Genomic DNA, 21,655 nt, shown 5'->3' with positions numbered 1-21,655 from the left:
GTCACGCTATTTTTCAGCAATAGCGGACATCCAGCGGACATCCAGCGGGCGACATCGGCGCTGCCGCTGCGTTCATGGGCGTCAACCTTCACGGTCAGCGCAGGCGGCTTATCGTATCCCTGCCATCGCGTACTCTCCAGTATATCACCGGATATCGCGGGCGTTCGGCGCCGTTCTCCGGGCGAAATACGGCTAACCTACGCTCAGGCTCGTCAGCAGCAGCCTGGCGTCGGCGGATCGCGGGAGAAGCTCCCCCGGCGGCGTATCCTGCCACCAGATGCCGCTCCCGGCAGCGTGCAGCTGCTCCCCCAACTGCCAGCGTCCTTGCAGCACCCAGGCGACTCCCACCGCGCCGGGCCGCTGCGCGGTGGACACCACGCTCACCTGCGCCGTGGCCCGGCTACGCTGGGTCATTATGTTGAAGTCCAGCCCCGGCTGCGTAATCCCCTCGCTGGTCAGCGGCCATTCGCCGGCAAAGGCCCACGGCTCCCACAGGTGCAGGTGATGGGCGATATCTCCGCCGCGCAGCCACAGAGAACCGCCGTCTATCAGGGTTATCACCCGATCTACGCCCGGAAAGGGTGAAAATGGTCCGTCGCTTTGTAAAGTGGCGATGCTGGCCCGCCAGAGAAACGGCGCATCGGGCGACGGCACGCTGACGATTTCTCGGGTTTCGCCGCCGCCGTTTTTCCACGGCGTGACGGGCAGGGAGGATAATGTAAAGGGCATAATCATCGCGGGCATACCACCTTATATGTGAATACATGTAAATTTTTTGATACATGCACTTTTCAATTTAATCACAAATTATTTACAGCCTGGTTCACAAATCCATCATCGGAACAGTGTATGGATTTGTCAATGCTTGTATATACATGATCTGTCATCTGTGATTTACACCTGCCTGGCAGTCGCCGTTCGGCAATTATTTTAATGATCTCAGGAGAATCAATCATGAAGCAGAGCATTACTTTTCGTCAGACCTGCCTGTCAGCCCTGTTTTCTGGACTATTGCTCTGCGGTGGAACGGTCAATGCGAAGGAGTGGAAGTCGATTACCATCGCGACCGAAGGAGGGTATGAGCCCTGGAACCTGACGCTGCCGGGAGGGAAGCTGAGCGGATTCGAGCCCGAGCTGATGGCGAACCTCTGCCAGCGCATGGGGATTGAGTGCAAGCTGGTAGTGCAAAACTGGGACGGGATGATCGCCGGCCTGAACGCGGGAAAATACGACGTGATTATGGATGCCATCGTGATCACCCCTGAGAGAAAGCAGGTGGTCACCTTCACGCAGCCTTATGCCGCCACGCCGGCCTCATTTATTGCGGTAAAAGGCACGCTGCTGCCGCCGGCGACCGGCGCCGGCCACACCATCAAGCTCCACGATGACGAAAAAGAGATTCAGGCGGCGATTGCCCCGCTGCGGGCGGCGCTTAAAGGGAAAACCATCGGTATCGCCTCCGGTACCGTCTATACGCCGTTTATTGACAAGTACTTCAAAGATATCGCGGACATTCGTGAATACAACAGCTCGGCGGATGCGATTCTCGATCTGCAGTCCGAGCGTATTGATGCCGTATTTGACGATATTACCTTTGCCAATACCACGCTTGCGCGTCCTGAAAATAGCAACCTGAGCTTTAGCGGCCCGCAGCTGAGCGGCCCAATCTGGGGCGAGGGCGAAGCAATGGGCGTTCGCCATGCGGATGCCGATTTGAAAGCGAAGCTCGATGCGGCCATTCAGGCCGCGCTGGCCGATGGAACGGTGAAAAAGCTGAGTGAAAAATGGTTTAAGAGCGACGTCACTCCATAAGCGAGGTTGAAGATGGTAAGTCTGCTGAGTTTTGATGAGAACGGCTGGGGGACGGTCATCCTTAGCGCAACCCTGACAACGCTTCTTTTGTCCCTCGCCGCGCTTGCGGTGGGGGCGGTAGTGGGGGGCATCATTGCCGCCGCAAAGCTGTCGCCCCGGGCGCCGGCCCGCTGGTTTGGCTCGGCCTATTCGGTGGTGTTTCGCGGCATCCCCGAACTGCTGGTTATCTACCTGTTCTATTTTGGCGGGTCGGGGCTGGTGTCGTGGGTCGGGCAGCTGTTTGGCGCCGATGGTTTTATTGAAATCCCGCCGTTCCTGATAGGTTCGCTGGCTATCGGCCTCATCTCCGCCTCCTACCAGGCCGAAGTTTATCGCGCGGCGCGTCTGGCGCTGACGCCGGGCGAGGTCGAGGCGGCGCTGGCCATCGGCATGCCGCGCTGGCGCATTTTCCAGCGGATTATGCTGCCGCAAATCGTGCGCTACTCGCTGCCGGGGCTGTCCAACGTCTGGCAAATGAGCCTGAAGGACTCGGCGCTGGTTTCGGTCACCGGGATCGCCGAGCTGATGCGCGCCAGCCAGATAGCCGCCGGATCTACCCGGGAATACTTCCTGTTCTACCTGATTGGCGGCGGTTGCTACCTGCTCCTGACGTTACTCTCTAACCGGGCATTTATTCGGGCGGAAATTCGTCTCAATCGGGCCTGGTCCCGCCGCGCGGCGGCTCAGGCCTAAGGAGAATCTATGTTTATCGACTTCGCCTTCCTCAGCGACACGTTTTTAAAACTCTGCGCCGCGCTGCCGGTAACGCTGGGGCTGTTTATCTGCTCGTTTGTCTGCGGCGGGGTACTGGCGCTGGGCGTGCTGGCGCTGCGGATGAGCCGCTGGCCGCTGCTGAGCGGCTTTGCGAAAGGCTACATCCTGGTCTTTCGCGGCTCTCCGCTGCTGATTCAGCTGTTTCTGATCTACTACGGGCTGGGGCAGTTTGGCGTCATCCGCCACAGCTTTTTATGGCCGCTGCTGCGCGAGCCGTTCATCTGCGCGGTGCTGGCGCTGGCGCTGTGCACCGCGGCCTATACGGCCGAAATCCTGCGCGGGGCGCTGTTGGCGGTTCCCATCGGTCAGATTGAGGCCGGCCAGGCCTGCGGAATGTCGCGCTTCCTGCTGCTGCGCAGGATTGTCGCCCCGGTGATGCTGCGCTACGCGCTGCCGGCCTACTCCACCGAAGCGATCCTGCTGGTGAAATCGACGGCGCTGGCCAGCCTGGTCACGGTATGGGACGTCACCGGCGTGGCGCAGCAGATTATCCAACGAACCTACCGGACGATGGAGGTCTTCCTCTGCGCCGCGGCGATCTACCTGCTGCTTAACTTTATTATCGTGCAGCTTTATGCCCTGCTGGAGCGTCGCCTGACGCCGCACACCCGGCAAAACCCTGCCACCGTTTCACTCAAAACCGCCGCTAAAGGAGAATAGTATGCACGATTCCCGTCCCGTGACGCTGTCAGTCAGCGATATCCACAAATCCTTTGGCTCGCTCGAGGTGTTAAAGGGGATTTCTATCCAGGCGCAAAAAGGCGATGTGATTTCGATCCTTGGCGCCAGCGGTTCTGGAAAAAGCACGCTTCTACGCTGCATTAACCTGCTGGAAACGCCGGATGCGGGCGTGGTCAGCGTCGGCGGTGAAACCATCGAGATGAAGCATCATGCCCGCGGCCACCGCCTGGCGGCCAACCCGAAGCAGATTGAGCGCCTTCGCTCGCGTCTGGGGATGGTTTTTCAAAGCTTTAACCTGTGGTCGCATATGACGGTCCTGCAAAACGTTATCGAAGGCCCGCACTACGTTTTAAAACGCAGTAAGCAGGAGTGTATTGAGCAGGCGGAGCAGCTGCTCGATCGCGTTGGCATGCTGAACCGCAAGGACTTCTACCCGGCTCAGCTCTCCGGCGGGCAGCAGCAGCGGGTGGCCATCGCCCGCGCGCTGGCAATGGATCCGGAGGTGATGCTCTTCGATGAGCCGACCTCGGCGCTGGACCCGGAGCTGGTCGGTGAGGTGTTGAAAGTGATGCGCAGCCTGGCAGAAGAGGGGCGCACCATGCTGGTGGTGACCCATGAGCTAGGATTTGCCCGCCACGTCTCTAACCGCGTGGTGTTTATGCATCAGGGGACGATCGACTGCGACGGTCCGCCGGACGCGCTCTTTGGTTCACACGCATCGCCGCGTTTTCAGCAGTTTATTTCCAGCCACCACCAGCCGGGGCAGCCAGTATGAGCGAACGCGTGCTGTGGGGAGACGCCCCGTTATGCTGGCAGGACGTCGTGCGGGTAGCGCGAGAAAAAGCCGTGCTGGCGCTGAGCGACGGCGCCTGGCAGCGCATTGCCCAGGGCCGGACGATTGTTCAGCACATTATTGACTCCGGACAGATAGCCTACGGCATTAATACCGGCCTGGGGGCGCTGTGCAACATCACGCTGCCCGAAGAGCAGCTCGGGCAGCTATCGCGCAATACCCTGCTCAGCCACGCCTGCGGCGTTGGCCCGCTGCTGGATGAAACGCACGCGCGCGCCATTATGTGCGCGGCGATAGCCAACTACAGCCACGGGAAGTCGGGGATTTCCTGCGCCATTGTTGAGCAGCTGCTCGCCTTTCTGAATCTGCAGATTACACCGCAGGTCCCGTCGCAAGGGTCGGTGGGCTACCTGACCCATATGGCGCATATCGGCCTGGCGCTGATGGGGATCGGCGACGTGAGCTGGCAGGGGCAGGTCGTTCCCGCCGCTCAGGCTCTGGCGCAGGCCGGGCTCGAGCCCATTGCGCCGGGAGCAAAAGAGGGGCTAAGCCTGGTCAACGGTACACCCTGTATGACCGGCATGGCCTGCCTGGCGCTGGATGATGCCGCCCGGCTGCTGGACTGGGCCGATGTGACCGGTGCCATGAGTTTTGAAGCCCTGTGCGGGCAGGCGGTGGCCTTTGACGCCGAGATCCTCGCGCTGAAGGCCAGCCCGGGAATGCAGCACTGCGGCCTTCGCTTACGGCAGATGCTGGCGGACAGCCCGCTGCTGGCGGCCAGCCGGGGAGTGCGCACCCAGGATGCTCTGAGCCTGCGCTCTATGCCTCAGGTCCACGGCGCCTGTCGCGATCAGTTCGCGCACGCGATGGGGCAGGTCGACGTTGAGCTTAACGCCTGCACCGACAACCCGCTGATTCTCGGCACTCTCGACGGCTGGCGGGTGGTCTCTCAGGCGCATCCGCACGGTGAATCGGTGGCAATGGCCTGCGATTTACTGGCGATTGCGATGGCCGAGCTCGGCGCCATTGCCGAGCGGCGTCTGGATCGGCTGGTTAATCCGCTCGTCAGCGGCCTGCCGGCGTTTCTGGTGGCAAAGCCGGGGGTGAATTCAGGGATGATGATTGCGCAGTACGTCGCGGCCTCGCTGTGTGCGGAAAACAGGCAGCTGGCGCAGCCCGCGGTGCTCGATAACTTTGTCACCTCGGGTCTGCAGGAGGATCACCTGAGCCTCGGGACCGGCTCGGCGCTGAAGCTCCAGCGTCTGCTGAGCAACCTGTATCAAATTCTGGCGATTGAGTATTTGCTCGCCGCCCAGGCGCTGGAGTTCCATCCTGTCGACATGCTGGCGCGGGGTACCCGCCACGGCCTGGCGCTGCTGCGGCAAAGCGTGGCGACGTGGGAAGACGATCGCTGGCTTGCCCCGGAAATCGCTAAAGCGGTCGCGACGATTAAAAAACAGCCGGCGAACTGGCTGGCATAGCGGGTCGGCGGCGAAAAACACAACGCAACAAGAAAATCGTTTACAGCGAGGAAACTATGTCTTCTTTTTCGTCAACAGATGGACAGTCAAAAGGCAGTGAACAGCGCATACGGGAAACGCGCTCGATCGATTTTATCCCCGAAAGCGAGAGACATGGACATCCTTTCAGCCAGTTTACGCTGTGGTTTGGCGGCAACCTGCAGATTACCGCTATCGTCACCGGCGCGCTGGCCGTGGTGCTGGGCGGCGACGTGGTATGGTCGCTGATTGGCCTGCTGCTGGGGCAGGTCCTTGGGGCCGCGGTGATGTCGCTGCACGCCCTGCAGGGCCCGCGCCTGGGGCTGCCGCAGATGATCATCAGCCGCGCGCAGTTTGGCGTTTTTGGCGCGGTGGTTCCGCTGGTGCTGGTCTGCATTATGTACGTTGGCTTTTCCGCCAGCGGCACCGTCCTTGCCGGGCAGGCGATGGCAAGGCTGCTGTCGGTCTCCAACGTCACCGGCATGCTGCTGTTCAGCGCGATTATCATCGTCATTGCCGTGCTGGGCTATCGGGTGATCCATAAGCTGGGCAAAGTGGCGAGCATCGTCGGCGTGCTGGCGTTTGCCTATCTGTTTATTACGCTGCTGCTCTCCGCAGACCTGTCGACCATCGCGCAGAATAGCCATTTCTCCCTGCCGATGTTCCTGCTGGCCGTGTCGCTCTCCTCGTCGTGGCAGATAGCCTTCTGCCCGTACGTTTCCGACTACTCGCGCTATTTGCCGAGCAACGTATCGGGTGCGAAAACCTTTTTCTGCGTCTTTAGCGGTACGGTGCTTGGCACCCAGGCGTCAATGACCCTGGGCGTGCTGACGGCGGCCATTGCCGGCAGCGCTTTCCCCGGGCATGAGGTGAGCTTTATCGTGGGATTAGGTAAAAGCCAGGTGATGGCGATGGTTATCTACTTTGCGATCTGCTTCGGCAAAATCACCTTCACGACGCTCAATGCCTACGGCAGCTTTATGTCGCTGAGCACCATCGTTTCCGGCTTTCGCAGCCAGACGTCGCTATCGCAGCGATCGCGTCTTATCTTCGTGGTTCTGATGGTGTCAATATCGTGCATTATCGCGCTGCTGAGCGAGCCGGCGTTTCTGAAGAACTTCACCCATTTCCTGCTGTTCCTGCTGGCGTTCTTCGTTCCGTGGAGCGCCATTAGCCTCACCGACTACTATCTTATCTCTGCCGGCGCCGTGGATATTCCCGCGCTGTCTGACCCGAAAAAACGCTACGGCTACTGGAATATTTACGCCATTATCATCTACGTGGTGGGGGTGCTGATCCAACTGCCGTTTATCGAGAACCCGCTGTTCCACGGCTCGTTGACGTGGATATTTGCCGATAACGACGTGTCGTGGATTATCGGCTGGTTCGCCACCGGGCTGCTGTACTACTCGCTGCGTCGCTTTGACCGGCGGGTGCTGCCGGCGCAAACCATACTTCCGGGCTGAGAACGCGCCTGCGGGCACCGCTAAGCAACAGGCCCGGGTAAGGCGCCGACCTTACCCGGGTGATTGAGGGACTATTTACCGTCTTTGCGCCACGCGTCGGCGGTTAGCGCTTCGCCAAAGTGGCCGGCGATCAGCCGCTTGGTCAGGTCATGCAGCGGCGAAGCCAGCACGTCAGCGGTGCTGCCGCGCTCCACCACTTCCCCCTGATGCATTACCAGAACCTGATCGCTAATATGCTTCATCATGCCTAAATGCTGGGTAACGTAGATATATGAAATACCCTGTTTCTCCTGCAGCTCCAGCATCAGGTTGATCAGCTGTGAACGCATCGACATATCCAGCGACGCCAGCGCCTCATCGCAGACAATGACCTTAGGCCGCAGGATCAGCGCGCGCGCAAGGCCCAGACGCTGCTTTTGCCCCGGCGCCAGCATATGCGGGTAGTAGCTGACGTGGTCCGGCAGCAGGCCGACCATCCGCAGCGTCTCAATAATCTGCTTCTGCCGCGCCTCCGGCTCAAGCTCGGTGTTCAGACGCAGCGGAAAGTCGAGGATCTGCGAAATGCGCTGACGCGGGTTCAGCGAGGTTGACGGATCCTGGAAAATCATGCGGATACGCTGGCTGCGGAAAGAGTAGTCGCCGAATGCCAGCGGGCGGTCGTCAATCAACAGTTCGCCGGCGCTGGGTTCAATCATGCCGGCCAGCATTTTCGCCAGCGTGGATTTCCCCGAGCCGTTCTCGCCGATGATCGCCAGCGTCTGGCGCTCGCGCAGCGTAAAGCTCAGCGGCTTGACCGCTTCCACCGTCTGACGACGAAACCAGCCGGTACGATAGCGAAAGGTCTTACTCAGATTGCGGACTTCGAGCAACGTTTCGACCATTTCACTCTTTCTCCATGTTCAGCGGGAAATGACAGGCGTACAGATGCGCCCGCGCGCCGGTCAGCCGCGGGGCTTCGATGCATTTGCGCTGGGCGTAAGGGCAGCGCGGCCCGAGGCGGCAGCCGATCGGCAGCTGCTCCAGCAGCGGAATGGCCCCCGGCATGGTATTCAGGCGACTTTTGTGCGGCAGCGCGCTGCCAAAATCGGGGATCGCGCGGATTAACGCCTGGGTGTAGGGGTGATGGGGCGTGGTGACCAGCTCTTCGCTCGGCGCTGATTCCACGGTTTGCCCGCAGTACATGACGTTGATTCTGTTCGCCCATTTGCTCAGCATCTGCAGGTCGTGGCTGATCAGCAAAATAGTGGTGCTGTTGTTCTGATTCAGCCGCGTCAGCAGGCGGATAATTTGCGCCTGGGTGGTGGGTTCCATTGCGTTAGTCGGCTCATCGGCGATCAGCAGGCGCGGCTGGTTGGCAAGGGCGATGGCGATCATCACCTTCTGACACTCCCCGTCGGTTAACTCGTAGGGGAAGCTGCGCATTGCGTCTTTATGATCCTTGATACCCACGCGGTGCAGGAGCTCTATCGCCCGACGTTTACGCCAGCCGAGACGCTGCCACCAGCGGCCCTTAAAGGTCCAGCCGGGAATGTTCTGCATCAGCTGCTGGCCGATCCGTTCGGAAGGGTCGAGACAGGACTGCGGCTCCTGGAAGATCATCGACACGTTGTGGCCAATCAGCTTGCGGCGTTCGCGGCTGGAGAGGCGCAGCAGGTCAATATCGTCGAAGCGCATGCGGTCGGCGGTGACCCGCCAGTTGTCCTTAGTTACGCCGCATATCGCTTTGGCAATCAGGCTTTTACCGGAACCTGATTCCCCGACCAGCCCGCGAATTTCGCCCTCGTTGAGGGTCAGGCTGACGCGATCGACGGCTTTGACCCAGCCTTCGTTGGTTTTGAATTCAATGGTTAAATTGCGAATATCGAGCAGCGGCATTATTCCACCCCGGCGATAATTGCGCGGCGGATGCCGTCGCCCAGCAGGTTAACCAGCAGGACGCTAATCATAATGGCGGCGCCCGGCAGCATCACCGTCCACGGAGCCACGTAAATCAGCTCCAGCGCGTCGCCGAGCATCGCCCCCCACTCCGGAGAGGGAAGCTGCGCGCCGAGGTCGAGGAAGCCCAGAGCGGCAATATCGAGGATCGCCATCGACAGCGCGCGGGTAATCTCGGTCACCAGTCCGGAAGTGATATTGGGCAGGACCGCGAACCAGAGAATATTCAGCGTTGAGGCGCCGTCGAGCCGGGCGGCAATAACGTACTCTTTTTCCAGCTCGTCGTGCACCATGCTATAGACCGAACGCACGATGCGCGGCAGCAGCGCCAGCCAGACGGCGAACATGGCGTGGCTCAGATGCGGTCCGGCAAAGGCGACGACGATAATCGCCAGCAGCAGCGACGGAATCGACAGCAGGGTATCGAGGACGTGGTTCAACATCGCCGACAGCAGGCCGTGGGTCGAACCGGCAATCACGCCGAGCACCAGGCCAAACAGCGAGGCGCCGAAGGTGACGACGAACGCGCCGCCGACGGTGGGCGCCGCGCCGCTCAGCAGACGGCTCAGGACGTCGCGGCCGAGATCGTCGGTACCGAGGAAGAACGACACCTCGCCGTAGCGCGACCATGAGGGCGGCAGCAGCTGATAGCCGAGGAACTGCTGATCGATGCCGTAAGGGGCAAACCAGCCGCCAAAAACGCACAGCAGAATCAGCCCGGCGCAGCCGTACAGGCCGATCATGGCGCTGGTGTCGCCGTAGAATTTGCGCCACACGGTGCGCAGCGCTCCGGGGGGGCGCTTCTCCAGGTACACGCTATCGTAAGGCATATGAATCCGTTTTAATCTTGTTAGTCATGCTGTATGTCTTTTTTAAGTTTCCGCTAGTATCAATGCCTTGCCGACAGTTAATGCGTTAATCTTGCGCACTTATTTGACGGTTATCACGCTGTGCAAAAAGCGTACGCAGCTGCGTATCTCTTCTCCCGGAGTGTCCCCATTGCTCACCGACGCAAAATTAAGAACTGCCCCTGGCAAAAAAGACAAAATCGAGGTCGTTTCAGAGGCTCAGGGTCTGAATGTCAGGCTGTCTATATCCGGCAGTATAACATTCTTTTACCGCGACAGAGGGAACGGGAAAGCCGCTCAGCCGCCGACTGGCGATAATCCGACCGTATCATTATTTCATGCCCCGGAGCACAGGGCGGCGTTCAGGGTAGGGCTGAGCGGAGGGTTTGCACCACGATAGCGGTCTCGCGCAACCGCACTAAATCAGGACAGATATCCATTCCGTTGCCGCTCTTTGGTGCAAGCCTCTCTGCCTGGCTGCCAATATCGTTGCTATGTACGTAGAAATATAACGATGGCACCGTTCTTGCTTTATACCCTTCACGATCGCAATAAAAACCTGAATCACTCCCAACGAAGGGGGTGATTCAGGCTGGACAACGGCGCCCATACTTCCCCACATCGATTGATACCGGTGTTCAGGGAGGAATGGGCGCTTTTTTTTATCGTTTGAGCAATGACCGTCAAAGGTCTTTCTGCCCGACAAGATCACAACCATTCAGGAGCGACTGGCATGAACACCGAGCCCGCTATAGCAGTGAAAACCGTTTGCCCCTACTGCGGAGTGGGCTGTGGCATGGCCCTCGAGGTTCAGGGGGAAAAGGTCATCAAGGTGTCAGGCAGCAAAACGCATCCTACGAACTTTGGCCGCTTATGCACAAAAGGCTCCACCAGCGCCCAGGCTCTCCGCGATTCCGGGCGAATGGAGTCCGCATTCCTGAGGCACGACCGCAAGGACGATCCGATCCAAACGGCGATGGATGCCGCCATAAAAGAGACCGCCGGGCGCCTCAGGGAAATCCTGAATAAAGAGGGCCCTGATGCCATTTCCCTTTATGTTTCAGGGCAGATGTCGCTGGAAGCGCAGTACCTGGCCAACAAGCTGTGCAAGGGCTATATCGGAACCAACCAGATTGAGTCGAACTCCCGGCTCTGCATGGCCAGCGCAGGCAGCGGCTACAAACTCTCTCTGGGTGCAGATGGCCCCCCGGGCTCCTATCAGGATTTTGACCAGGCCGAGGCGTTTTTTGTCATTGGTGCCAACATGGCCGATTGCCACCCGATTCTCTTTCTCCGGATGATGGATCGGGTCAAAGCCGGTGCGAAGCTGATCGTGGTTGATCCCAGGCGCACCGCGACGGCGGATAAAGCTCATTTATTTATGCAGATAAAGCCCGGGACCGACCTTGCGCTGCTTAACGGACTGCTGCATTTGCTGCACGCCGCCGGTCATACCGACCCTGAATTTATCATGCAGTACACCGAAGGCTGGGAGGCCATGCCTGAGTTTTTAGCGGACTATCCCCCGGATAAAGTCAGCGCCGTAACCGGCATTCCCGAGAGCGATATTCGCCGTGCGGCACAGATTTTAGGGGAAGCCAAATCCTGGATGAGCTGCTGGACAATGGGGCTAAATCAAAGCACCCACGGTACCTGGAACACCAATGCCATCTGTAACCTACACCTCGCTACCGGCGCCATTTGTCAACCCGGCAGCGGGCCATTTTCGCTGACGGGCCAGCCGAATGCGATGGGCGGGCGGGAAATGGGGTATATGGGCCCCGGTCTGCCGGGCCAGCGTACGGTACTGGTCGAAGAGGAGCGACATTTTGTCGAGGCGATCTGGGGCATTCCGCATGGAACCCTGCACACCCGCCTGGTCGGCGGAACGGTGGCCATGTTTGAACGCATGATGGCCGGTGATATCAAGGCCTGCTGGATAATTTGCACCAATCCCGTGGCAACAGTACCCAACCGCAAGAATGTGATTGCCGGCCTACAAAAGGCTGAGCTGGTTATCACTCAGGATGCGTTTCTGGACACCGAAACGAATCGTTATGCCGACATTTTACTTCCCGCAGCGCTCTGGGCCGAGGCGGAAGGCGTGATGATCAATTCAGAACGTAACCTCACGCTGATGCAAAAAGCCGTTCCGCCTCCCGGGCAGGCCTTACCCGACTGGCTGATTATCGCCCGCGTTGCCTGTGAAATGGGTTTTGCTGACGCCTTCAGCTATACCTGCGCCGAAGAGGTGTTCGAGGAAATTAAACGATTCTGGAATCCCGGGACCGGCTATGACATCCGCGGCGCAAGCTACGACCGGCTGCGCGAAACGCCCTTACAGTGGCCCTGCCCACCGAACGATGAAGCAGATCGCCATCCTGTTCGCTACCTCAATGAGGGGATCAGCCAAAAACTCAAGGTCAGGGAGGACGGTAGCCAACCAAAAATCGCCTTCGCCACGGCGAGCGGGAGGGGCGTATTCTTCCCTCGTCCTTACGGTAACCCGGCGGAGATGCCCGATGTGGACTTTCCGTTCGTGCTGAACACCGGCCGCCTTCAGCATCAGTGGCACACGATGACCAAAACGGGGAAGATCCCCACGCTGGTCAAACTTAATCCCGGCCCCTTTGTTGAAATCCACCCGGAAGACGCGGCTGCGTTAGGCGTCAGGGATAAAGATCGCATTGAGATCCGCTCCCGTCGGGGGCGGGCCATATTACCCGCGGTTGTGACAGATCGCGTCCGCGCCGGGAACTGCTTTGCGCCCTTCCACTGGAATGATGCCTACGGCGAAAATCTCGCCATTAATGCCGTCACCAGCGATGCCATCGATCCCCTGTCACAGCAGCCTGAATTCAAATACAGCGCCGTTGCGCTCATCCGCCTTGAGTCCGAACCTGATGCGGGCGTCTCTCAGCCTGCAGGCGACGCCACGCCACAAGGTACCGTTGCGGCCATGGCCGATATGCTGAGTGAAGGTACCGATCCTGCCGCCATTTCTGCAAGAGAGCACCATATTATGCAAATCAACACCCTGGCCCGACTACTTAACATTGACAGCGCTCCGGTTCCGGTGCTCGAACCCCACGAACAGCTGTATCTGCAGGGATTCCTCACGGGCCTGCGCAGTAGCGAACAGGAGCAAAAGGGGGGCGTTGTGCCATCCTTACCGCTGACGGCGCCGCTTACTCCCGCCAAACGCATGCTGATAGACGGCATTCTGGCCGGGCTATTTTCCCGCACCTGGCTTCCCGGCGCAGGTGTGGATACCCCGCTCCTGGCCGCGGGCCATTCGCCAGCTTCCCTTTTACCCGCGGCCCCGGCGGAAACCGATCTTACCGTCATCACCGTGCTGTGGGCTTCTCAGACCGGCAATTCAGAAACTTTTGCTGCCCAGTGCGCTGAACGTCTCAAGGGAGAGGGGCGTTTGGTCAGGCTGACCTGCATGGATGCTTGTCGAGTAGACGATCTCCCGCCGCGGGGATATCTGTTATTCGTAACCAGTACGTTCGGTGACGGAGACCCGCCCGATAGCGGCGCGGCGTTCTGGCAGGCGCTGGGAGGCTGTAACGCCGGCAGGTTTAAAGACATCTCTTACTCTGTTCTGGCCTTCGGCGATTCAAGCTACGACCAGTTCTGCGGCTTTGGCCGCAAACTTGATTCCCGCATGGCAGAACTGGGGGGACGACGCCTCGCCGCAAGGGTCGACTGCGAACCTGATTACCAGCAGGCGGCCAACGCCTGGCTTGCCGCAGTAGACCAGGCGCTGGCCGCGCCGGCCGCAGAATCCACCAGAAAGCTCACGATACTGTGGGCCTCACAGACGGGCAATGCTGAAGGCTACGCCAGCGAGTGCGTAACTCAGTTTGAAAGCGATGGCTGGGAGGTGAAGCTGCACAGCATGGACGCCTGCGGGCTGGAGCAGATCCCGGCGAATTCCCCCCTTCTTCTGTTAACCAGCACCTTTGGCGATGGCGATCCGCCGGACAACGCCATCTCGTTCTGGCAGGCGCTGGCATCCGATGCGGCATCCCGGCTGAAGTCCAACCCGTACGCCGTGCTTGCTTTTGGCGATTCAAGCTATGACCAGTTCTGTGGCTTCGGGCGTAGGCTCGATGAAAGGCTGGAGGCGTTAGGCGCGCCGCGGCTTACGGCCCGCGTCGATTGCGAACCTGATTATCAGGTTCGCGCATCCGGCTGGACGATGACGGTGCGGGACGCGCTAAGGTCATTTTCCCAGGCCCCGCGGCCCCTGCCAGCCGGCGGCGTGCTGGCAACGTCAGGCAACGATAACGGCATATTAAGCGACCGGCCCGTACAGCAGGTCGTTCAATCCCCGTACGGCAGGTTGAATCCTCTACGCGCTCGCCTTTTGCAAAATCGGGAGCTCAATACGACCGGATCCGCTAAAGAGACGCGCCAGTTTGTTTTCGATCTCAAGGAATCGGGCCTGAGCTATGAGGCCGGGGATGCCCTGGGCGTATGGCCAACGAATTGCCCTGGTCTGGTGGAGGAGATGCTCACCGCGATGAATATTTCCGCATCAGCGACCGTTGCAGTAAAGGACCTGGGGGAGATGTCGGTGATGGAGGCGATGTTGCACCACCATGAAATAGCAAAGCTGACGCCCGATATCCTGGGGTTTATCCGGGATCGCTCAGGCAGCCAGGAGCTGGCGGAGCTGCTTAAACCTGAACGCGCGCCGGACCTTAAACAATGGCTGTGGGGGAAACAGATTGTCGATCTTGTGCAAGCGTTTCCCGTTCAGGCTACGGCTCAGGAATGGATGACGACGCTCCGACGATTACAGCCCAGGCTGTATTCGATCTCTTCCAGCCCAAAGGTGCAGACCAATGAAGTTCATTTGACCGTTTCAACCGTCCGCTACGACTATAAAGGCAGGTGCCGGGGAGGGGTCTGCTCGACGTTTTTGGCCGATCGAGCGGCAGACGTCGAAATACCGATTTTCGTCCAGAAGTCAGCGCATTTTCACCCTCCGTCAGGCAAGGATACTCCCATGATAATGGTTGGGCCTGGAACCGGAGTTGCGCCGTTTCGCGGCTTTCTGCACGAGCGCCGCGCGCGGGGAGACAGCGGCCGCAACTGGCTGTTCTTCGGTGAGCAGCATGCCGAAACCGATTTCTATTATCGCGATGAGCTGCTGGCAATGCGCGAGGAGGGCTTTCTCAGCCAGCTCAGCCTGGCCTTTTCCCGGGATCAGGAGAAAAAAATTTATGTTCAGGATCGTCTCCGTGAACAGGGCGCGCAGCTCTGGTCCTGGCTACAGGAGGGGGCGCACTTCTATGTCTGCGGTGATGCCAGCCGGATGGCCAAAGATGTGGATACCGTTCTCAGGGAAGTCGTTCAGGAGCATGGCGGTCTGAGCGCCGATGCGGCAAGTGATTATGTGGTCCAGATGTCAAAGGAGAAGCGCTACGTCCGGGATGTCTATTAAATAAAGACGAGCTCCGGCAGCCGCTATCAAATAATGGACTGCCGGAGCGAAGAATTGGTTTTATTTATCATCGCTATCGTAAGGCATACCATTCTTTATGTTTCAGCGGGTTAGCCATAGCTCCCAGAATATCAGATAGCACGTTCACGGTAATGACCAGCGCGCCGATGACCATTACGCCCGCCGAAATGGCGGCGTAATCCTGCTGACGGATAGCGTTGATCAGCCAGCGGCCCAGCCCCGGCCAGCTGAAGACCATTTCGGTGATCATCGCCAGCGTCAGCATGGTGGCAAACTGCAGCCCCAGGCGCGGAATAACCGGCGGCAGGGCGTTATGCAGCACGTGACGGTGTAGAATCGTTCGCCGCGAAACCCCGCGGGTGGCGGCGGCCTTCACGTAGTTAGTGTCGTACACTTCGCTGGTGCTGATGCGCATCAGGCGAATCACTTCGGTGGTTGGCGCCACGGCCAGGGTCAGAACCGGCAGCACCATATGGCGTGCGGCGCTGACGATCATTTCATGACGCCACGGCGAATCGGACAGCCAGGCGTCGATCAGCGCAAACCCGGTCACCGTTTTGACCTCGTAGAGCAGATCGAAACGCCCGGAGACCGGGAACCAGCCCAGCGTCAGGGAGAAGAACAGCGTCAGCAGCAGCGCCAGCCAGAAAACGGGAATCGAAAAGCCGAGCAGCGCCAGGGCGCTAATCAGGGTGTCGGGCCACTTGTTACGCATAATGCCGGCCAGCATACCGACGGGGATCCCCACCAGCAGCGCAAAGCCAAAGGCGAGAATGCACAGCTCCATGGTGGCCGGGAAGACCTCTTTCAGCTGCTGTGAAATCAGCTGTCCGTTGATGCTGGAGACCCCGAAATCCCAGTGCAGCAGCCCGGTGAACCAGAACTGCCAGGCGTTCCACAGCGACGCGCCCTGTAGCGGAGCGTGCGGCGTAAAGTAGCTCAGGCTGAAGCCGACGAAGGTCAGAAAAAAGAGCGTGACCAGCAGTAACAGCAGGCGCCGCAGGGTAAAAATGATCATGGTTTTTTCACCTCATCTTTTTTGACGTCGTCTTTTTGCACATCGTCTTTTTTCTCCCGCGAAACGCCGGCAAAGGAGGCGTTACCAAACGGGCTCAGGATCAAACCTTTCATATCATAGCGGTAGGCCTGTAAACGCAGCGATGAGGCGAGCGGCAGCACCGGCAGCTCGCGGGCGAGAATATGCTGCGCCTCCTTATAGGCCTCAATGCGCGAAGCCAGCTGCTGGGAGGTTAACGCCTTTTGCAGCACCTCGTCGAACTCGCGGTTGCACCAGTGGGCGAAGTTGGTCTGCGAGGCAATGGCCGCGCAGCTCAGCAGCGGGCGGAAAAAGCTGTCCGGGTCGTTACTGTCCGTTGCCCAGCCGGAAAGGGTCAGGTCGTGGTTCATATCCATCAGCCTCGCCTCCTGAAAACGGCCCTCAACCGGCACAATAATCACCTTCACGCCGATCTGCGCCATATCGGCCTGAATCAGCTCGGCGGTTTTCAGCGGGCTGGGGTTCCAGGCCTGCGAGCTGGTGGGCACCCACAGCCGAAGCGTGAGGTTTTCCAGCCCCAGCGCTTTGAGCTGGGCGCGGGCGGCGGTCGGGTTGTACTCGGTTATCTTCGCTTCGTTATCGTAGGCCCAGGAGGCGCGGGGCAGCATCGATGCGGCGGTTTCCGCGGTGCCGTAATAGATAGATTGCATCAGACGCTGGTTATTGATTGCCAGCGCCAGGGCGTGGCGAACCTGCGGATTATCCAGCGGCGGCTTGGCGGTATTGAACGCCAGCCAGGCGATATTCATCCCCGGACGCAGGGTCAGGCGCAGGCGCGGGTCGTCGCGCAGGATAGTCAGCTGGCTGGCTGCGGGCCAGGCCAGCACGTCGCACTCGCCGGTCAGCAGCTTCGACAGGCGCCCGGTGCCGCCGGAGCCCAGATCGACCACCACCTGCGGCATCAGCGGTTTGCCGCGCCAGTAGCCGGGGTGACGCTGCAGGCGAACGTACTGGCCCGAGCGATACTCTTCCAGCTGGAACGGGCCGGTGCCCACCGGCTGGCGGTCGAGCTGCTCCTGACGATCGCTTTTGGTTAGCTGGTCGGCATACTCTGCGGACATAACGGATGCGTAGTGGGTCGCCAGGTGCCAGAGGAACGAGGCGTCCGGGCGCTTCAGGCGGAATTCGACGGTCTGGTTATCGAGCTTGCGTAAGCTCTCCACGCTGTCGGCGAACTGCAGGCTGTCGAAATAGGGGAAGCTGCTGCCGTTAACGTTGTGCCACGGATGGTCGCGATTAAAAATACGGCTGAAGGTGAAAATAACGTCGTCGGCATTAAAGGCGCGGCCGGGCTTAAACCACGACGTCGTCTGGAAAGGCACGTGGCTGCGCAGATGGAAGCGGTAGGTGGCGCCGTTGTCCAGCACCTCCCAGCTTTCGGCTAGCTCGGGCACCAGACGGTAGGTATAAGGGTCAACGTCGAGCAGACGATCGTAGAGCTGAGCGGCCAGGGTATCGACAATCAGGCCGCTGCTGACTTTCTGCGGGTTAAAGGTATTAACCTGGCCGCTAACGCAGTAGACAAAGCCGCTATCGCGAATATCGGCGTGAGCGGGCAGCGTGGGGGCGGCAACGGCCTGCCCGCACAGCATCGATACGGCTGCCAGTAGAGAGCATAGTTTCAGGCGCATAGTGGTTTTATGATTCCAGAGCAGCGCTCTGTCTTATTAATAGTCAATGACATTTCTCATCCCCTTTATCGTCCTGAGACGTCGTTAGCCGCGGTGCCTGGCGGTGAACCGCTCAACGCTCTGGCCCGATCCTGACCGCGCCGGGTTTCACCTTGAGTATATCCCGTAAACCACCCAGGCATTCTCATTCCGGGGCAGGACGACGATAAAAAAGGGTTCAGCATCAGCAGCAAAGCGCCCGGCAGGCCGACGTGCGCCAGGCCAGATAAGGCGACCGGATTCATCTTTCGCTCTGTTACGGGCCAGCTACGGGTCAAAAGGCAGAGGGCTGGCGTATTTTTGGACACATTCAGATTCTTTAAATTTTCATGCACGGCACGGCGGGTCATCCGCCCTGGTTGCGCCAGCGGCAAATGCCGCAAAATATAAGGCGCTTGAGTTTGGGTGCGCCGGGCGCAGCCTTGTCAGGTGAGACATGGTATCTTTTTCTGGCTAACTTCTCCAGTTAGCAACGACTTAGGGCTTTGATGACCGGCCGCCGGCGGGACGTTATGGCGGCGGATCCTTGGCTGCCGGATTGCTGGCAGCTAAGAGATATTTCTTCAGCTCGCCGGCGCTCATGGGCTTGGCGTAATACCATCCCTGAACGTTGGCCTGCGGTATTCGCTGTTCAAGAAAGCGTTTCTGATGCTCTTTTTCTACGCCCTCAAAGATAACCTGATTGTGCATATTGCTAAGCAGCGTGATGATGTTATTGAGCAGGGCGGAATTAATTGAGTCCGTACCAATTGACTCCGTAATGGTGCGATCGACTTTTATTTTATCCACCGCCAGTTTTGATAACCAGTCGAGGTTGGAATAACCGGTGCCAAAGTCGTCAAGCGCAATCTGATAGCCTGCAGCGCGGAAGCGGGCAATTTTCTCTCCGAGGCTGGCAAGGTTTGCCGTCTGCCTCTCGGTTAACTCGAGGGCGATCAGCTGCGGCGGAATATTAAACTTGTTGCTGACGGTATCGAGATGGTCTTTAAAGGTTTTAGAGAACAGATCGGAGGAACTGACGTTAATACTCAGGTATATTTTGTGGTTATTTATAACGTCATGCAGCTCATTAATTGATTTTTTGACAACGTAGCTGCTGATTTGGTTAATCACCCCGCGCTTCTCCGCCAGGGGAATAAACACGTCCGGGGGAATAACGCCCAGCTCATTATCTTTCCAGCGTATTAGCGCTTCAACGCCCACCGTTTCTCCGCACTCCAGCGAGACGATCGGCTGATAGACGATGCTGAACCGATCGTTACGTAGCGCGTACTGGAGCCGGGTGAGGATCGAGCTTTTTTTACGGATGTAGAGGTTGATGCTGATCGAGAGCAGGACGCCAATCAGCGTCGAGAGTATGAGCGCGGCGGCCTTTATTGCCCAGGGTATATCTTTAATACCGTGCAGGGACATGCCGGAAACCACGCAAAGGTCGTACTCCCTGCTGCAGGCTCTGGATAAGGCGTATTTTTTATAATGCTCGCCGCCGTGCTCGGTGTCATACACCGCTGCGGTCTCGTTGCCGATAAAAAAGATATGCTGGCTGCGATCGTAGTTACCCACGATGGCGCTGACGCTTTTGTTTTCCGGGTCAGAGGTGAAGCGATTGAAGATGAACGGAGAAACGGTGATGGCGAGTTTGCCTTTGGCATAAATGCTGGCTTTGAACTCCTGATTTATCGCTTTATCGAGATACCACGTTCCGCCGCGATAGATAATATCGGCAGGCGCGTTGGTAATATTTTCTGCCGGCGAGAAGGTTCCCCACAGCGCCGAACAGCGCATGCTTTTGCCGTCGATATAGGCAATATCTTTCAGCAGCGATTTAGACCATAAAAGCGCCCGGATGCTGCTTAGATAATCTGCTGAGCAGGGCCGGTTTGGCGATATTCGATCCGCGTCAGCATAAACTTCATCGATTTGTTTTATGACTAAAATAGTTCTGGTTAATATGTTTTTAGAATATTGTTCGGTTTTATTTTTGTCGAAAGTATAAAGCGCCATTTTTGCGCAAAGATAGCCAATAAATAAACAAGAGACAGTGCACATAATGGCGATCTTTTTTTCTTTTATGCTCATTTTTTCACCGTGCGATGTTGTGCCAGGTTCCCTGAAATATGCGGCAGGCGCTATGAGTATAATTGCCAATAGCGGCGAAAGGTACCTCCCTTTTTATCAGGGGCATGCGGCGGGTATCGGGTTGTATAGGCCAGGTGACGAACGAGGTCCTGTGCCAGACAGGTTGGCGAGCAGGGAAGGCGCGAGGTTATGCCGAACGCACAAAGCGTGATGGGGGACTAAATCGGTGCGGATCGCATATCCACTGCCAATCCGCACGGCGTCGCGTACATAAGGCTACGGCAATATTAGAAAAGTGATTGTGGCATATGGGCGATGGCAAACTTCAGCACCTTTTCGCCATCGAAAGATGCATAAGGTAAGCTCTCGATAACGGCAATCTCCTGATGATGGTTCAGCGCGTGGGTGAATTCATTTATTTTATATTGAATGTGAGGCGCGACCAGAACGCAGTCATACGCGGGGGCCACGCTCGGGTAGTTCTCAATACCCACGGCGCTAATTAACAGATCCAGATCCTGCGCATCGGCTATTTTTTGCATTCTTTTCGCTAAAATACCGGCGGTTTCACCAAACAAGCAACATATCAGTAACTTTTTCACGGTTTAACCCTCTATGAAGTCCCGTGTTTACCTTATTACGCTGTTGGCGGTGAAAATGCGTTAGCCATCAATTTTTTGGCTAACGCTTACTCACTTTTCTGGATCCCGCAGATTGCGCCGCACGGAGGCTAAAAATGGCGCAGGTTGGCTCATTCAGGAAGCGACTTTCTTACGTGAAACCACGAAACGATCGTCGTTGCGGGTGAGTTTGGTTCCGTTTGTGCAATATTCCATAGCAAAGTTAAAAAACGCATCAGAGTCGAGCTCAAAATCAAGCTCGATCTTAATGGGTTCACCGGACTTCAGGAGCGCTTCTGCTTGTTCTAAACTGCTGGCTTTAATGATTCCCACAACTGCACCTCGTCTTAGCTTTGGTGGCGTCCGAGCCCTGTTATACACCCTTAAGCTTACAAACATACGACAATCGCCTTTTTTATTTGTCTTTTTTTTAGGCGATTATCGCCGGCAGGCGCAAGGTCAGAGGGCGGTTAAAAGGGCGGGGTCAGTCCAGCGGCAGCAGCCGATTATAGCGTCCGATATAGTCTTTAGGGGTGATTTCTAACTCGGCGCCGTCGTGATGAACGGCGACAAAGGTGCGCAGCACCAGTCCGCTTCTTTTCTCGGTAATTTCCCAGCCCTGCAGGTGATAGGCGTCGCGGGTTGAGCGAATACACAGATCCGAAAAAATCATCATCACCGAGAGCGCCGGCGAGCGATGGCTTTTCATCGTATGGGTCAAGCTGACATGCGCCGCATAGCGACTAAGAGTATGAATATTAACCGGAATCATGTGCGTTTTCAGTCCATTGAAAGATGATAGCGCAGATGATAATTCACATTAGCACATCTTACCAGTTACAAATCTTTAACCGCGCCGCTTAGCCCTCCGGGAGCGAACGCGCTCCGGCGGCCGGGAGGGGC

Annotated in this window: 17 protein-coding genes and 1 pseudogene; 8 read left to right on the top strand and 10 right to left on the bottom strand. The window is 58.0% G+C overall.

The window, feature by feature from the left end; all coding sequences use genetic code 11:
• Nucleotides 1–192: 192 nt before the first annotated feature.
• Nucleotides 193–735, bottom strand: a complete 543-nt coding sequence (locus MMW58_RS16510; RefSeq protein ID WP_241721651.1) for a HutD/Ves family protein — start codon at nt 733–735, stop codon at nt 193–195.
• A 219-nt stretch (nt 736–954) separates the two neighbouring features.
• Between MMW58_RS16510 and MMW58_RS16505 the strand changes: the two genes are divergently transcribed.
• The 6 genes from MMW58_RS16505 (at nt 955) to MMW58_RS16480 (ending at nt 7,064) form a co-directional block, all read left to right on the top strand.
• Complete coding sequence (locus tag MMW58_RS16505; protein ID WP_159237774.1) at nt 955–1,812, top strand: transporter substrate-binding domain-containing protein; 858 nt, start codon at nt 955–957, stop codon at nt 1,810–1,812.
• Nucleotides 1,813–1,824: 12 nt separating this feature from the next.
• The gene (locus MMW58_RS16500) at nt 1,825–2,544 is read left to right on the top strand and encodes an ABC transporter permease (protein WP_133597831.1); all 720 of its coding nucleotides are present in this window, start codon (nt 1,825–1,827) and stop codon (nt 2,542–2,544) included.
• 9 nt (nt 2,545–2,553) lie between these two features.
• The gene (locus MMW58_RS16495; protein WP_133597834.1) at nt 2,554–3,285 is read left to right on the top strand and encodes an ABC transporter permease; all 732 of its coding nucleotides are present in this window, start codon (nt 2,554–2,556) and stop codon (nt 3,283–3,285) included.
• Nucleotide 3,286: 1 nt separating this feature from the next.
• Complete coding sequence (locus MMW58_RS16490; protein WP_041145203.1) at nt 3,287–4,081, top strand: ABC transporter ATP-binding protein; 795 nt, start codon at nt 3,287–3,289, stop codon at nt 4,079–4,081.
• The gene (locus MMW58_RS16485) at nt 4,078–5,580 is read left to right on the top strand and encodes an HAL/PAL/TAL family ammonia-lyase (RefSeq protein WP_133597836.1); all 1,503 of its coding nucleotides are present in this window, start codon (nt 4,078–4,080) and stop codon (nt 5,578–5,580) included. Before MMW58_RS16490 ends, MMW58_RS16485 begins: the two co-directional genes overlap by 4 nt.
• A 107-nt stretch (nt 5,581–5,687) precedes the next feature.
• A complete protein-coding gene (locus MMW58_RS16480; protein ID WP_166646142.1) occupies nt 5,688–7,064 on the top strand; it encodes a purine-cytosine permease family protein in 1,377 nt (458 codons plus the stop codon).
• Between the two features lie 71 nt (nt 7,065–7,135).
• Here the strand turns inward: MMW58_RS16480 and sapF are convergent, their stop codons facing one another.
• Genes sapF through sapC form a run of 3 tightly spaced genes read right to left on the bottom strand, consistent with a single transcriptional unit; the run spans nt 7,136 to nt 9,829 of the window.
• Nucleotides 7,136–7,945, bottom strand: coding sequence for a peptide ABC transporter ATP-binding protein SapF (gene sapF, locus MMW58_RS16475; RefSeq protein WP_045855076.1), 810 nt, complete (start codon nt 7,943–7,945; stop codon nt 7,136–7,138).
• Between the two features lies 1 nt (nt 7,946).
• The gene (gene sapD, locus MMW58_RS16470; protein ID WP_041145206.1) at nt 7,947–8,939 is read right to left on the bottom strand and encodes a putrescine export ABC transporter ATP-binding protein SapD; all 993 of its coding nucleotides are present in this window, start codon (nt 8,937–8,939) and stop codon (nt 7,947–7,949) included.
• A complete protein-coding gene (gene sapC / locus MMW58_RS16465) occupies nt 8,939–9,829 on the bottom strand; it encodes a putrescine export ABC transporter permease SapC (RefSeq protein WP_045855078.1) in 891 nt (296 codons plus the stop codon). The genes sapD and sapC overlap by 1 nt, the downstream gene beginning before the upstream one ends.
• A 139-nt stretch (nt 9,830–9,968) precedes the next feature.
• Here sapC and MMW58_RS30335 point away from each other — a divergent pair.
• Nucleotides 9,969–10,244 (top strand): annotated as a pseudogene (locus MMW58_RS30335) (Arm DNA-binding domain-containing protein); the annotation flags it as partial.
• 336 nt (nt 10,245–10,580) lie between these two features.
• Nucleotides 10,581–15,305 carry a flavodoxin domain-containing protein gene (locus MMW58_RS16460; protein WP_241721650.1) on the top strand — a complete coding sequence of 1,575 codons (4,725 nt, stop codon included), beginning with the start codon at nt 10,581–10,583 and terminating at the stop codon, nt 15,303–15,305.
• Nucleotides 15,306–15,378: 73 nt separating this feature from the next.
• Here MMW58_RS16460 and sapB read toward each other — a convergent pair whose 3' ends face one another.
• The 6 genes from sapB to MMW58_RS16430 all read right to left on the bottom strand — a co-directional run bounded on the left by sapB (nt 15,379) and on the right by MMW58_RS16430 (nt 21,524).
• Nucleotides 15,379–16,344 carry a putrescine export ABC transporter permease SapB gene (gene sapB, locus MMW58_RS16455; protein ID WP_041145208.1) on the bottom strand — a complete coding sequence of 322 codons (966 nt, stop codon included), beginning with the start codon at nt 16,342–16,344 and terminating at the stop codon, nt 15,379–15,381.
• Complete coding sequence (gene sapA / locus MMW58_RS16450) at nt 16,341–18,014, bottom strand: ABC transporter substrate-binding protein SapA (protein WP_241721649.1); 1,674 nt, start codon at nt 18,012–18,014, stop codon at nt 16,341–16,343. Before sapA ends, sapB begins: the two co-directional genes overlap by 4 nt.
• 549 nt (nt 18,015–18,563) lie before the next feature.
• Nucleotides 18,564–20,057: an EAL domain-containing protein gene (locus MMW58_RS16445; protein WP_241721648.1), complete on the bottom strand. Its 1,494-nt coding sequence runs from the start codon at nt 20,055–20,057 to the stop codon at nt 18,564–18,566.
• A 362-nt stretch (nt 20,058–20,419) separates the two neighbouring features.
• Nucleotides 20,420–20,734 carry a PTS sugar transporter subunit IIB gene (locus tag MMW58_RS16440; RefSeq protein ID WP_041145210.1) on the bottom strand — a complete coding sequence of 105 codons (315 nt, stop codon included), beginning with the start codon at nt 20,732–20,734 and terminating at the stop codon, nt 20,420–20,422.
• A 153-nt stretch (nt 20,735–20,887) separates the two neighbouring features.
• Nucleotides 20,888–21,085, bottom strand: coding sequence for a hypothetical protein (locus tag MMW58_RS16435; RefSeq protein WP_041145211.1), 198 nt, complete (start codon nt 21,083–21,085; stop codon nt 20,888–20,890).
• A gap of 151 nt (nt 21,086–21,236) precedes the next feature.
• Nucleotides 21,237–21,524, bottom strand: coding sequence for a hypothetical protein (locus MMW58_RS16430; protein ID WP_132510743.1), 288 nt, complete (start codon nt 21,522–21,524; stop codon nt 21,237–21,239).
• Nucleotides 21,525–21,655 lie beyond the last annotated feature (131 nt).

Source organism: Klebsiella sp. HC6 (assembly GCF_022605325.1).
In the GTDB taxonomy this organism is placed as follows: Bacteria; Pseudomonadota; Gammaproteobacteria; order Enterobacterales; family Enterobacteriaceae; genus Klebsiella; species Klebsiella terrigena.
The sequence above is the reverse complement of the archived record's forward strand: the minus strand, read 5'-3'. Positions and strand labels throughout refer to the sequence as shown.

What these genes read in the sequence shown, in the direction of transcription:
- MMW58_RS16510 (WP_241721651.1), bottom strand. Translation starts at nt 735, where the DNA reads ATGATTATGCCCTTTACATTATCCTCCCTGCCCGTCACGCCGTGGAAA.
- MMW58_RS16505 (WP_159237774.1), top strand. Translation starts at nt 955, where the DNA reads ATGAAGCAGAGCATTACTTTTCGTCAGACCTGCCTGTCAGCCCTGTTT.
- MMW58_RS16500 (WP_133597831.1), top strand. Translation starts at nt 1,825, where the DNA reads ATGGTAAGTCTGCTGAGTTTTGATGAGAACGGCTGGGGGACGGTCATC.
- MMW58_RS16495 (WP_133597834.1), top strand. Translation starts at nt 2,554, where the DNA reads ATGTTTATCGACTTCGCCTTCCTCAGCGACACGTTTTTAAAACTCTGC.
- MMW58_RS16490 (WP_041145203.1), top strand. Translation starts at nt 3,287, where the DNA reads ATGCACGATTCCCGTCCCGTGACGCTGTCAGTCAGCGATATCCACAAA.
- MMW58_RS16485 (WP_133597836.1), top strand. Translation starts at nt 4,078, where the DNA reads ATGAGCGAACGCGTGCTGTGGGGAGACGCCCCGTTATGCTGGCAGGAC.
- sapF (WP_045855076.1), bottom strand. Translation starts at nt 7,945, where the DNA reads ATGGTCGAAACGTTGCTCGAAGTCCGCAATCTGAGTAAGACCTTTCGC.
- sapD (WP_041145206.1), bottom strand. Translation starts at nt 8,939, where the DNA reads ATGCCGCTGCTCGATATTCGCAATTTAACCATTGAATTCAAAACCAAC.
- sapC (WP_045855078.1), bottom strand. Translation starts at nt 9,829, where the DNA reads ATGCCTTACGATAGCGTGTACCTGGAGAAGCGCCCCCCCGGAGCGCTG.
- MMW58_RS16460 (WP_241721650.1), top strand. Translation starts at nt 10,581, where the DNA reads ATGAACACCGAGCCCGCTATAGCAGTGAAAACCGTTTGCCCCTACTGC.
- sapB (WP_041145208.1), bottom strand. Translation starts at nt 16,344, where the DNA reads ATGATCATTTTTACCCTGCGGCGCCTGCTGTTACTGCTGGTCACGCTC.
- sapA (WP_241721649.1), bottom strand. Translation starts at nt 18,014, where the DNA reads ATGCGCCTGAAACTATGCTCTCTACTGGCAGCCGTATCGATGCTGTGC.
- MMW58_RS16445 (WP_241721648.1), bottom strand. Translation starts at nt 20,057, where the DNA reads ATGGCGCTTTATACTTTCGACAAAAATAAAACCGAACAATATTCTAAA.
- MMW58_RS16430 (WP_132510743.1), bottom strand. Translation starts at nt 21,524, where the DNA reads ATGATTCCGGTTAATATTCATACTCTTAGTCGCTATGCGGCGCATGTC.